The organism is Streptomyces olivochromogenes (genome assembly GCF_021538895.1).
In the GTDB taxonomy this organism is placed as follows: domain Bacteria; phylum Actinomycetota; class Actinomycetes; order Streptomycetales; family Streptomycetaceae; genus Streptomyces; species Streptomyces olivochromogenes_A.
Map to the genome: position 1 here is coordinate 1 of NZ_JADDRL010000066.1, position 12,513 is coordinate 12,513.

The window sequence follows — 12,513 nt, forward strand, 5'->3', positions numbered from 1 at the left end:
GTGGAGCGATCTGCGGTACGACATCGTCGGCGACGGCACCAAGCCCGAGATGCGGCTGACGGAGAGCAGCTGGGTGTGGCGGCGCTACGGCCTCTCGATCGACGGCCGGCGGTACGCGCGCGGGGTGACCGTGCACGGCAGCTCCTCCGTCACGATCGACCTCAACCGCCCGTGCTCCGCGTACGACGCGATGGTCGGCGTCGACGACCTGACCCTGCGGCTCGGCAAGGTCTCCTTCTCCGTCTACGCGGACGGGACGCGGCTGTGGAAGTCCGGGACGGTCAAGGGCGGGGACCCGGCGATCCCCGTCCATGTGAACTTGATCGGGCACAGGACCGTCCGGCTGGTGGTGGAACCGCACAGCAACGTCCTCGACTCGGCGGCGCTCGCGGACTGGGCGGAGTCACGGTTCACCTGCCGGTAGAGGATCAGCCGCCGGTAGAGGATCAGCCGCCGGCGGCAGTGGGCGCGCGGTCCAGCACGCGCAGCACGTCGTCCACGCCGTAGGACGCTCCCCGGGCGCGCTCGGCCGCGTACTGGTCCGGGGACAGCTCCGCGCGGGCCGTGACGTCGATGCGTTCGGCGCCGGAGCGCTCCGGTTCGGGGCGGGGATGGCCGTCCCGCCAGTGGTCGGCGGTGGCGAACAGCCGTACCGCGCCCGCCAGGTCGCCGAGCCGGGCCAGCAGGTCGGCCGCGACGTCCACCAGTGACGCGACGACCATTTCGGCGCAGTGCCGCTCCACGGCCTCGCGCAACGCCTCGGCGATGATCGGCAACCCCTTCCCCGGACCGGACTCACCCGCCGTGACCAGGGCCTCGACCATGCGCATCGCCGCCGTGAACTGAGGCGGCGGGGTCCCGCTCGCCGCCGCGGCGCGGGTCTCCTCGAACAGCTCACGCGCGCGTGCCAGGTCGCCGTCGTGCTGGGCGATGTGCGCCCGCAGCATCAGTACGAACGCCCTGGACTCCGGTACGCCGTACCGGTCGGCGGCCGCGCTCGCCTCGTCCAGGGCGGCCAGCGCGCCCGCCCGGTCGCCCGAGCGGTAGGCGATCTCGGCGAGCCGCGCCATCAGGAACGGCGACTCGGCGTACGCGCCCACCTCGTAGGCGAGCCGCAGCGCCTCCTCGTACTCGCGCCCGGCCTCCTCGAACAGGCCGCGTGCCATGGCCGCCTCGCCGGCCGCGCTGCACACCTGGGCCCGCATCCAGCGGTCCCCCACCCGCTTGCTGAGCACCCGCAGCTCCGCCAGGTCCTCGTCGACGCCGCGCAGGTTGCCCGGGGAGTCGACACTCATGTGGGCGCGGTACATGAGGGCGACGCCGATCTCCCAGTCGCCGCCGTAGGCACGGCAGTTCGCGAGCGACGCGTGCATGTCGGGTCCCACCTCCCCGGGACCGCCCAGGTAGTAGGCGGTCAGCGGCCAGATGAGGCCCGGCAGCCGGGCGGCCTGCGGTCCGCCTCCCTCGTACGCGGCCCGCACGCGCGCGATGTACCGCGGTCCCCGCTCGTCCGTCATCAGGTCCGGGGCACCGGACTCGGCGGTCAGGAACATGTCGAGCATGCGGAGGTCGGTGCGCCGGCCGTGCAGCGGATGTCCCGCCTCCGCGTCGGGGGCGGCGAGAAAGGCGCCCACCGGGTCGGCCTCGGCGGCGAGCCGGTGCCGGACGGCGGCCGGGGCGCCCTCGGGCAGGGTGTCCAGGGCGACGCCCAGGCGCAGCGCCGCCCGCACCCATTCCACGCCCTCCCGACGGTAGTTCCGCAGCCACCAGAACCAGCCGACGGCGAGGACTATCGCGCCCGTCTCCTCCTCGTCGCCGTCGGACAGCGCGCGGTCGAGGGCCGCGCGGATGTTGTCCAGTTCGGTCTCCAGGCGGGAGATCCACGGCAGTTGCGCCTCGGACCTGAGCAGCGGATCCGCCCGCTCGACCAGTGCGCGCACCCACGCGCGGTGCCGCCGCTCGGCCGCCGCGCGCAGGCCGGGGACCTCGGCGGCGCGCTCGGTGGCGTACTCGTGGATGGTCTCCAGCATGCGGTATCGCATGCCCGCGGAGCCGTCGGGACCGGCCGGGTCGGCGACGATCAGGGACTTGTCGACGAGCGCGCCGACGAGGTCGGCGGCGGGTCCGGTGCAGACGGCCTCCGCCGCCGCGAGGTCCCAGCCGCCGGCGAACACCGACACCTCGCACAGGACCGTCCGCTCGCGCTCGTCGAGCAGTTCCCAGGACCAGTCGACGACGGCACGCAGGGTCTGCTGGCGGGGCAGGACCGTGCGGCTTCCGGAGGTGAGCAGGCGGAAGCGGTCGTCGAGGCGGTCGGCGATCTGCCGGGGGGTGAGCAGGCGCAGCCGGGCCGCCGCCAGTTCGATGGCCAGGGGCAGGCCGTCGAGGCGTCGGCAGATCTCGTCGACCGCCTCGGTGTCCCGGAGCGCGGCGTCGGCGTCGGGGCGGACGGCCGCCGCGCGCTCGGCGAAGAGGCGATGCGCCTGCTCGGGGACGAGGGGCTCGACCGGGCGCACCGACTCGCCGGGGACGCCCAGGGGTTCGCGGCTGGTGGCGAGGATCGTGAGGTCCGGGCAGCGGGTGAGCAGGGTCTCGGCGAGGTCGGCGGCCGCGCCGATGACGTGTTCGCAGTTGTCGAGGATCAGGAGTTGGCTGCGCGGCGCGCAGTACTCGACGAGCAGGGCGAGCGGGTCGCCCTGGGTGCTGACCAGGTCGTTGGTCATGAGCACGGTCTCGCGCAGACCGAGCGCGCTGACCACCGCGCCGGGCACCGCCTCGGGTCGGTCGAGCGGGGCGAGTTCGACGAGCCATGCCTGCGGGAGGCCGGCGGCGGCTTCCTCGGCGAGGCGGGTCTTTCCCGAGCCGCCCGGTCCGGTGAGGGTGACGAGGCGGGCCCTGTCCACTTCGGAACGAATGGCTTCGAGCTCCGGTTCCCGCCCGACGAAGGAGGTGAGGCGGGGGCGGAGGTTGCCGGTCCGTTCCCGGGGCTGGATCGGGGCGGCGGGCGCCGGAGCCTCCTGCGTGAGCAACTCCGTGTGCAGTGCTCGAAGTTCCGGGCCCGGGTCGGCGCCCAGGCCGTCGGCGAGGGTGCGGCGGGCCGTCTCGTACGCGGCGAGGGCGTCGGCGGGGCGGCCGCTGTCGCGCAGGGCGCGGATGAGGAGGGCGTGCAGCGGTTCGTCGTACGGGTGGGTTGTGGTCAGCTCCCTCAGCTCCGGTACGACGTCCTGGGCGCGCCCCAGGCGGAGGGCGGCCTCGGCGCGGGCGCGGGTCGCCTCCTGGCGCAGCGCCTCCGGGCGGGTCGCGGCGGTGCGGTCGGGGAGGTCGGCCAGGGCGGGGCCGTGCCAGAGCGCGAGGGCCTCGGTGAGGGTGCGGGCGGCGGTGGCCGGGTCGCCGCGGTGGAGGGCGGCGGTGCCGGCGCGGACCAGCCGCTCGAAGACGTACAGGTCGACGTCGTCCTCGGTCGCTTCGAGGCGGTAGCCGCCGGGGGTGGAGGCGACGGTGTCCCGGCCGACGGTACGGCGGAGCCGGCCGACCAGGGCCTGGAGGGCGGCCGGGGCGTCCTGCGGCGGGTCGTCCGCCCAGACCTCGTCGATCAGGGCCTCGGGGGTGTGGGTGCGGCCGGGGCGCAGGGCGAGCGCGGCGAGCAGCGAGCGCAGACGGGGGCCGCCGATGGCCATGGGGGCGCCCTGATCGTCCGCCGCTTGGGTCACACCCAGAATTCTGAACCGCACCGGGTCATTGTCACCGGGGCGTGGGGGCGGGGCACCGGGTTTCGGATCCGGGTGCGGCGTGAGGCTCCGGGCGTCGCCGGAGCGGCGTCCGGTGCGGAGGCCGGGGAACCACCGGGGCCGGGCTCGGGGCGAAACCCCCGACACCCCCTCGACAACCCGTAGCGCGGCCCGTTGGCCTCTCCCCAGGGCGACGCTCACGCGCCGGACGCCAGCGCGCCCCTTCTCGGGGTGATGCCCGCGGGGACCGCACGCGCGCGTGCCGGGGTTCCGGTCCAGCAGGTGCCCCGGCGGGCCAGGAGGCGGCGGAGCCAGAGTTCCAGGGAGACGAGGTCCGCGAGGCCGTCCAGGGGCAGTGGTTCGCCGGCCGCCGCGCCGCGCAGCGCCTTGCGGACCACCCGGGCCTCGATCAGGCCGGCCTCGGCGAGCAGCGGTGTGGTGAACAGGGAGACGAGGGAGTCGGCGGCGACGCGCAGCCCGGTGCGGGTGGCGACCGCCGAGGAGGCGTGGGAGGGGGCGCCCCAGCCGGGCGGCAGGTCGGTGATGCCGGCGCCCTCCAGGACCGTACGGAGGATGGCGGCGCGGGCGCCGGGCTGGACGCGCAGGGCCTCGGGAAGGGCACGGCAGGCGCGGACGACCTGGTTGTCGAGGAACGGGGCGTGCAGCCGCTGGGAGCGGATCTCGGCCGCCTGTTCCAGGATCCGGATGTCCGCCGCGTACCGGGCCAGCGCGGCACGCGCGCGATAGTCGCCGGGACGCTGGCCGGGGCCGACTCCGGAGCGGTTCGCCGACCCCTGGAGAAGAACCGATACTTCAGCCAGTGCTTCCCCGGTCAGCCAGCGGGCCGCCGGCCCCGGTCTGGCCCAGGTGAGGGCCGCGAGGGACGCGCCCACCGCGCCTCCGGGTTCGTCGAAGCGGCGGCGCAGCAGCCGTTCGGCCAGCACTTCCAGGCCCGCCCGGTACGGCGTCCGTGCCAGCCGCCGTGCCGCGCCGTACACGCGCGCGGGGACCATCACCGAGCCGTCCGCCTTGGCCAGGGCCGCGACCGGGCGCACCAGGTGGCGCCGCTTGCGGTCCATGAGCAGGTCCGCGAGGCGGGCCGGGTGGGCGTCCAGGACCTGGCGGGCGCCGTAGCCGGTGAAGTGGTCCGCGCTGCCGGAGGCCAGCCGGGCGCGGTGGCGGGCCGCCGAGATGAGGGACGGTCCCGGTTCGTCCGTCAGCGGGCCGTCCAGGTCGGCGTACGGGAGCACCTCCTCGGCGCCGGTCACCACGACGTGGTGCAGGCGGGGGTTGGCGGCGAGCGCACCCGCCCGCTCCAGCTCGGCCTCGCGGCCGCCGACGGCCAGGTCGTTGAAGGTGACGGCCAGCAGCCGCTCGCCGGCGCCGGTGCCGTGCCCCAGGGGCATGCCGGGCATACCGGGGAGGCCCGCGGCCAGCAGGGCCAGCGTCCCCGAGGCGGGCCCCCCGGACAGGTCGGCCCCGATGCCGGCCACGGGCATCCCGCGCGCGGCACGCCGTTCGGCCGGGCCCATGCCGGGCACCGGGCCGGGGTCGATGTCGGTGCCGGGGACGTGCCGGGGCGCGGACAGGCGGGCGCGTACCGCCTCCACCAGCGCGTCCCGGACGGCGTCCACGGCACGGTCCGGGTCGGCCGTGGGCGCCGCCACCGCGAGGGAGGCGACCGGCTCGTACCCGGCGATCTCGCGGGCTCCGTTGCGCAGGATCAGCGCGTGGCCCGGCGGGACGCGTCGTACGCCGTCGTAGGGGGTCGAGTCGTGCAGTGCGGCCGGTACGTCCGGGGCGGCGAGCAGGGCCGCGAGATGGCCGAAGTCGAGGTTGGCCTCGATCAGGTCGGCGAGGGGGAGCGCGGCGGTCGCATAGGCCGTGCCGCCCGCCCACGGGGTGTGGAAAACCGGGCGGGCACCTGCCAGATCGCCGCAGACGGTGATCCGGCGGCCCACCTGCACGACGGCCGTGTAGCTGCCGGACCAGGCCGTCAGATGCCGAAGTGCGCCCCCACGCGCGGTGAAGAGGCCGAGCCGCAGTTCCTCGTCGGAGGCGCCGCAGGTGCCGAGGACGGCGATGCGGTTCTGCGCGTCGGCCCGCACCACGCGGACCTCGTCGGGACGCCAGTCGCCGACCGCCCACAGCGGATCGGGATCGCCCCACAGGAGTTGGGAGCCGACCGGGTGCACGGTCTCGCCGTCGTATCCGGTGGCGCCGGCGGAGCCGATCGTGGCGGCACCGGCGGCGGCGCTGCTCCATCCCACCAACCACCGCATCGACGCCTCCACAGGCTGTGGACAACCACTGCACGGTACGAACGGTTCACCATGCTGCCATGAAGAACGCGCCCCGGAGGGGCGGCGGCGCCGCCTTCGATGCGGGGAACGCGCCGACGCGCGCCCGCTCGCACGGAAGCGAACCCCCGTACGACGCAAGGGAACTGCGACTCGAATGCGCCCCCGAAACGCTCCCCAAAAACGCCCTTAGCGCCCTCAACTCCCGTGGTAGGAGCGGTAATCGCCCGCGAGAAGGGGGGTCGATTTTCAGCCAAATCGGCGACGCGGGAACAGGTTTGCACACGCTCCGTACAGGGTCCGCGCACCGCGCGGACAGCGCACAGTCCGGGAGGCGGGCATCGCCTCCCGGACCGGTCCGCCACCCGCGGGGATGAAGGTGGCGGTGTCCCCCAGCCCGCTGGATCCAGTACAGCGGGCCGACCCACGCAAGAGCCATGGAATCGCTCCCCCGGTGGCCGGAGAAGAGCGCACGGACGGGCGCACGGCCACACAACGGGGGCACGCCACGGGGTGCCGTGCACGGTGCGTACAGGGCGGGACGTCCGGCACGGACCACAATCCCGCCAACCGGAACAATGCCCCTTAACGCTTGGGATCCGGCGAACTACGCTGGGTTTACGAATGCCGCGTGGTTATGCCAGCGCGGCAGCCGTCTGTGTCGAGGGGTGGCGCATGTCCAGGGAGCAACGCGGGCCGAACGAAAAGCTCGGCGCCGTTCTCGCCCTCGCGGGAATCAGCAACGCAGGACTCGCGCGACGCGTCAACGATCTTGGCGCTCAACGCGGGTTGACACTTCGCTACGACAAGACGTCGGTGGCGCGCTGGGTGTCGAAGGGCATGGTGCCGCAGGGCGCCGCGCCGCACCTCATCGCCGCCGCGATAGGCCAGAAGCTCGGCCGCCCGGTGCCGCTCCACGAGATCGGCCTGGCGGACGCGGATCCCGCGCCGGAAGTGGGTCTCGCCTTCCCCAGAGACGTCGGACAGGCGGTGCGGTCGGCGACGGAGTTGTACCGTCTCGACCTCGCCGGACGCCGGGCCGGCTCCGGCGGCATCTGGCAGTCGCTCGCCGGATCGTTCGCGGTGAGCGCATACGCAACGCCCGCCTCACGGTGGCTGATAACCCCCGCCGACAGCTCGGTGGCACGGGACGCGAACCCTTCCGAGGGCTCCGGGGCACCGATCAAAGTCGGCCACAGCGATGTGCAGAAGCTGCGGGAGGCCGCGGAGGACGCCAGGCGCTGGGACTCCAAATACGGAGGCGGCGACTGGCGTTCGTCGATGGTGCCCGAGTGCCTGCGGGTGGAGGCGGCACCGCTGCTGCTCGGCTCGTACTCCGACGAGGTCGGCCGCGCCCTGTTCGGGGCCTCCGCCGAACTCACCCGGCTCGCGGGCTGGATGGCCTTCGACACCGGCCAGCAGGAGGCGGCGCAGCGGTACTACATCCAAGCGCTGCGCCTCGCGCGTGCGGCCGCCGACGTCCCCCTCGGGGGCTACGTCCTGGCGTCCATGTCCCTGCAGGCGACCTACCGGGGCTTCGGCGACGAGGGCGTCGACCTCGCGCAGGCCGCGGTGGAGCGCAACCGGGGGCTGGCGACCGCCCGCACGATGAGCTTCTTCCGCCTGGTCGAGGCACGCGCGCACGCACGCGCCAGTGACGCACAGGCGGCCGGCACGGCCCTGAAGGCCGCCGAGGGCTGGCTGGAGCGGGCCCGGGAGGGGGACAACGACCCGTCCTGGCTCGGCTTCTACTCCTACGACCGGTTCGCCGCCGACGCCGCGGAGTGCTACCGCGATCTGAAGGCACCGCGCCAGGTCCGACGCTTCACCGAGCAGGCGCTGTCGAAGCCGACGGAGGAGTTCGTGCGCTCGCACGGGCTGCGTCTGGTCGTCTCGGCGGTCGCCGAACTGGAGTCGGGCAACCTGGACGCGGCCTGCGAGCAGGGCGTACGGGCCGTGGAGGTCGCCGGGCGCATATCGTCGGCGCGCACCACCGAGTACGTGAAGGACCTGCTGCACCGGCTGGAGCCGTACGGCGACGAACCTCGTGTGGTGGAGTTGCGGGAGCGGGCGCGCCCGCTGCTGGCTCCCGCGTAGGCGCTCCGCTCGGGGTGCCGGGTCCTTGGCGTCTGCCGGGTCACCGTGGTCCTGGGGCCGCGGTGATCCGTCGCTGGTCGCGCAGTTCCCCGCGCCCCTCGGGGCCACGGCTGCGCCGGCCCCTCCCGCCGGGTTTGAAGACGTTGTCAGTGGCGCAGTGCACTATCGATGCCGGGAGGTGGTGCAGGTGCGAGAGGGTGCGTACGACTGTGACGTGCTGGTGATCGGTGGCGGGATCGTCGGTCTGTCGACGGCGTATGCGATCACGCGTGCCGCGCCGGGCACGCGGGTGACCGTGCTGGAGAAGGAGCCGGGCCCCGCCCGGCACCAGACGGGTCGCAACAGCGGCGTCATCCACAGCGGCATCTACTACCGGCCGGGCTCGCTGAAGGCGCGGTACGGGGTGCGGGGCGCCGCCGAGATGGTGAAGTTCTGCGCCGAGTACGGCATCGCGCACGCCGTCACCGGCAAGCTGATCGTCGCCACCGAGCGGGACGAGCTGCCGCGCCTGCACGCGCTCGTGCAGCGCGGCCGGGAGAACGGGATCCCGGTGCGGGAGCTCGGGATCGCCCAGATCGGCGAGTACGAGCCGGAGGTGCGCGGCCTCGCCGCCATACACGTCGGGACGACGGGTGTGTGCGACTTCGTGGCGGTCGCCCGGCAGCTGGCCCAGGCGTCCGGCGCGGAGATCCGCTACGGGTCGCAGGTCGTCCGGGTGGACCGGCGGCCGGAGCGCGGCGTGGCCGTGCTGACGGCGGCCGGGGACGTCGTGCGCGGGCAGGTGCTGGTGAACTGCGCCGGGCTGTACTGCGACGAGGTGGCCCGGCTCACCGGGGACGAGCCCGGGATGCGGATCGTGCCGTTCCGCGGGGAGTACTACGAGCTGGCCCGGCCCGACCTGGTGCGCGGGCTGGTGTATCCGGTGCCGGATCCGGCGTTCCCGTTCCTCGGGGTGCATCTGACCCGCGGGATCGACGGGGGCGTGCACATCGGACCCAATGCCGTGCCCGCGCTGGCACGGGAGGGGTACGGCTGGGGCGTCGTACGGCCCCGGGAACTGGCCGGGACCGTGGCGTGGCCGGGAGCCTGGCGGATGGCGGGGCGGCACTGGCGGTACGGCGCCGGTGAGCTGCGGCGTTCCGTGTCGCGGGGAGCCTTCACGGAGGCGGTGCGCCGGCTGTTGCCCGCGGTGCGCGAGGAGGACCTGGTGCCGGCCGCCTCCGGTGTGCGGGCGCAGGCGGTGCTGCGGGACGGGACACTCGTCGACGACTTCCTGATCCGGGAGGGAGCACGGGCCGTGCACGTGCTGAACGCGCCGTCGCCGGCGGCCACGGCTTCGCTGCCGATCGGCAGGGAGGTGGCCCGCAGAGCGCTGGCGGTCCTGTCGTCGGTGTGAGGCGCGCGACCGGAAGAGGACCGCTCCGCGTCCGTGTCCGCCGCCCCCCACCCCGTAAAATCGACTCATTGTGGCTGACTCGCTGAACACCCCCGACGCCCCCCGGCACGTCCCCGGCATCTCCGTCCGGCACACCCGGGCCAAGGGCGAGCCGCGCTTTCCCGACGGCCCCAAGGCCGATCCGGCCGGCTCGCACTTCGAGCGACGGATCCGGAGCTTCCAGCCGCGGCGCAGCCGGGTGACGTCCGGGCAGGCGGACGCCCTGCAGCGGCTGTGGCCCAAGTGGGGGCTGGACATCGACGGTCAGCAGGTGATCGATCTCGGCGACCTGTTCGGCAACGACGGTCCCGTCGTGCTGGAGATCGGCTTCGGGATGGGCGAGGCCACCGCCGCGATGGCCGCCGGGGACCCCGGCACCAACATCCTCGCCGTCGACGTGCACACCCCGGGACAGGGCAACCTGCTCAACCTCGCCGATCACCACGGGCTGTCCAACGTCCGCGTGGGCAACGGCGACGCGATCATCCTGCTGCGGGAGATGCTGCGCCCCGACTCGCTCGACGGGCTGCGCGTCTACTTCCCCGACCCGTGGCCCAAGAAGCGGCACCACAAGCGGAGACTCATCCAGCCGGAGTTCCTCAGCCTGGCCGCCACCCGGCTCAAGCCGGGTGCGATCGTGCACTGCGCGACCGACTGGGAGCCGTACGCCGAGCAGATGCTGGAAGTGCTGACGGCGCACCCGGACTTCGAGAACACCTGTCCCGAAGGCGGTTTCGCGCCCCGTCCCGGCTTCCGGCCGCTGACCCGTTTCGAGGGCCAGGGACTGGACAAAGGACATGTGGTGAATGATCTGCTCTTCCGTCGCGTACAGCACCGGGAGCAGCAGTAACCGGAGTCCTCGTTAGGGTCGATGCCGTGGCCACCTTCTCGCCGTACCCGACGCCGCCCGCAGGCTCCTTCGAAAGTGCGCTCCGCCACCCGCGCTGGTGGCAGCGCAAGGGGGTGCGGTATACGGCGATCATCACGCTGCTCGCGCTCTCCGGGCTCGTCATCCTCGCGCTCGTGCGCGAACAGACCGGCACCGAGGGGTTCCTGGTCGGGATCGGGCTCGCCGTGCTGCCCGTGCCGCTGCTCGTGGCCGCCTTCCGCTGGCTGGACCAGGTCGAGCCGGGGCCCTGGCGGAACCTGCTGTTCGCGTTCGCCTGGGGCGCCTGCGCGGCGGCGCTGATAGCCATCGTGGCCAACAGCTTCGCCACCAAGTGGATAGCCACGGCCACCGCGGATCCGAGCAGCGCCGACACCCTGGGCGCCACCGTCATAGCGCCCATCGTCGAGGAGTCGGCCAAGGCGGCGGCCGTGCTCCTGGTCTTCCTCTTCCGCAGGCGGGACTTCACCGGCATCGTCGACGGCGTGGTGATAGCCGGGGTCACCGCCACCGGGTTCGCCTTCACCGAGAACATCCTCTATCTCGGCACGGCCTTCGGGGCCGACCAGCTCAACGGCGGCCGCGGCATCGCCTCCGTCACCGCCGCCACCTTCTTCGTGCGCGTGATCATGTCGCCGTTCGCGCACCCCCTCTTCACCGTCATGACCGGCCTCGGCTTCGGTATCGCCGCACTCTCCGCCGACCGGCAGCGTGCGCGGCGCGTCCTGGTGCCGCTGGGCGGGCTGCTGCTCGCGATGAGCATGCACGCGTTCTGGAACGGCTCCTCGACCTTCGGCCCGTACGGCTTCTTCGCCGTGTACGGGGCGTTCATGGTGCCCGCGTTCGGGGTGCTGACCTGGCTGGCGATCTGGACGCGCCAGCGGGAGCTGCGGACCGTGCGGGAGGAGTTGCCGGCCTATGTGCTCGCCGGCTGGCTGGGGCTCTCCGAGCCGTTCGTGCTCGGTTCGATGCGGGCGCGGCGGATGGCGCGGGAGTACGCCGGGCACCACCTCGGCAAGCCGGGGGCGCGGGCCGTGGCGCAGTACGAGGCCTACGCGACGTCGCTGGCCTTCCTGCGGCACCGGGGGCGCCGCGGGCGGGCGGGGGCCGACTACGTCGTACGGGAGCGGGAGTTGCTGACCGAGTTGTGGAACCGGCGGCAGATCGCGCGACCGGCCATGGAGTACGCGGCGCGGACGGCCGCGCCGCCGCGGCCGGTGTACGGGGTGCCGGTGCCGTACGGGCACGGGCACGGCCACACGTACGGCCGGCCGGCGGCGCCCTATCCCGCGTACAACCCGTATCGGACCTGACCGTCGGCCGCCGTCGGGCCGGAGCCGCCGTCGGGCAGAAGCACCGTCAGGCCGAGGCCTCCGCCAGGCGGTCCAGTTCCTGGGCCGTCAGGGTCAGGCCGGCCACCCCCAGCAGGGCCGGGAGCTGGTCCGTGGTGCGGGCCGAGGCGATGGGGGCCGTCACCGTCGGCCGGGTGGCCGGCCAGGCCAGGGCCACCGTCGGGACCGGGGTGTCGTGGGCGGCGGCGATCTCGTCCAGGGGACGAGGACCCTCCGGCCGCGCTCGGTGGCGAGATGCTTGGCGGTGCCTCCCGCGCGGGCGGCGACGTCCTGTAGGGCGCCCTCGTAGGTGTCGCGGGAGACGAGGTTGTAGTGGGGCTGGAGCGCCACGTACCGGGCCAGTCCCTCGCGGTCCGAGAAGTCCAGGGACGCCTGGAGCCGCTCCGCCGAGATGTTGGAGGCGCCGATGTGCCGCTTTGCTCGCCCTCACCAGTTCGTCGAGTCGGAGCGGTTGCCGCGCGCCTTGGTCCTCCCCCAAGCTCTCAACTTCGTTCGTGCAGGGGGGACCCCCATCCGATGATCGTCTCGGACTCGCCGCCCCGGTGGCCCTCGACCCACGCCGAGTAAGAGTCGGCGGTGTCGACGAAGTTGCCGCCCAGGGCGAGGGGGAAGACCTCAAGGTCGGAGGAGCCGAGCTTGTGCAGGGACGTCATGTCGTGGATCAACGAGAGTTCCGGGCCGGCCGATTCCGCGAGACGGGGGAACCGACCGCAAA

At 73.8% G+C, this 12,513-nt stretch carries 7 protein-coding genes and 1 pseudogene; 5 read left to right on the plus strand and 3 right to left on the minus strand.

Annotated features, from left to right (window positions below; genetic code table 11):
• Positions 1-424: NPCBM/NEW2 domain-containing protein (locus tag IPZ69_RS28950; RefSeq protein WP_235457543.1), on the plus strand; the 424-nt coding region annotated here is incomplete at its 5' end.
• Positions 425-446: 22 nt separating this feature from the next.
• Here IPZ69_RS28950 and IPZ69_RS28955 read toward each other — a convergent pair.
• Positions 447-3,731, minus strand: a complete 3,285-nt coding sequence (locus tag IPZ69_RS28955; protein WP_235457544.1) for a BTAD domain-containing putative transcriptional regulator — start codon at positions 3,729-3,731, stop codon at positions 447-449.
• Between the two features lie 194 nt (positions 3,732-3,925).
• Complete coding sequence (locus IPZ69_RS28960; RefSeq protein ID WP_235457545.1) at positions 3,926-6,010, minus strand: asparagine synthase-related protein; 2,085 nt, start codon at positions 6,008-6,010, stop codon at positions 3,926-3,928.
• Between the two features lie 693 nt (positions 6,011-6,703).
• On the opposite strand from IPZ69_RS28960, the gene IPZ69_RS28965 reads away from it, so the two are divergent.
• From IPZ69_RS28965 to IPZ69_RS28980, 4 genes are all read left to right on the plus strand, one after another.
• The gene (locus tag IPZ69_RS28965; protein ID WP_235457546.1) at positions 6,704-8,125 is read left to right on the plus strand and encodes an MFS transporter; all 1,422 of its coding nucleotides are present in this window, start codon (positions 6,704-6,706) and stop codon (positions 8,123-8,125) included.
• A 178-nt stretch (positions 8,126-8,303) separates the two neighbouring features.
• Positions 8,304-9,521 (plus strand): L-2-hydroxyglutarate oxidase, encoded by a 1,218-nt coding sequence (lhgO, locus tag IPZ69_RS28970; protein WP_235457547.1) that lies wholly within the window; start codon positions 8,304-8,306, stop codon positions 9,519-9,521.
• 70 nt (positions 9,522-9,591) lie between these two features.
• Positions 9,592-10,410 carry a tRNA (guanosine(46)-N7)-methyltransferase TrmB gene (gene trmB, locus IPZ69_RS28975; protein WP_235457548.1) on the plus strand — a complete coding sequence of 273 codons (819 nt, stop codon included), beginning with the start codon at positions 9,592-9,594 and terminating at the stop codon, positions 10,408-10,410.
• Between the two features lie 26 nt (positions 10,411-10,436).
• Positions 10,437-11,759: a PrsW family intramembrane metalloprotease gene (locus IPZ69_RS28980; RefSeq protein WP_235457549.1), complete on the plus strand. Its 1,323-nt coding sequence runs from the start codon at positions 10,437-10,439 to the stop codon at positions 11,757-11,759.
• 46 nt (positions 11,760-11,805) lie between these two features.
• On the opposite strand, the pseudogene IPZ69_RS28985 reads toward IPZ69_RS28980, so the two are convergent.
• A pseudogene (locus IPZ69_RS28985) lies at positions 11,806-12,451 on the minus strand (aldo/keto reductase).
• Positions 12,452-12,513 lie beyond the last annotated feature (62 nt).

Coding starts and splice junctions, on each gene's coding strand:
- IPZ69_RS28960 (WP_235457545.1), bottom strand. CDS start 6,010: ATGCGGTGGTTGGTGGGATGGAGCAGCGCCGCCGCCGGTGCCGCCACG.
- IPZ69_RS28965 (WP_235457546.1), top strand. CDS start 6,704: ATGTCCAGGGAGCAACGCGGGCCGAACGAAAAGCTCGGCGCCGTTCTC.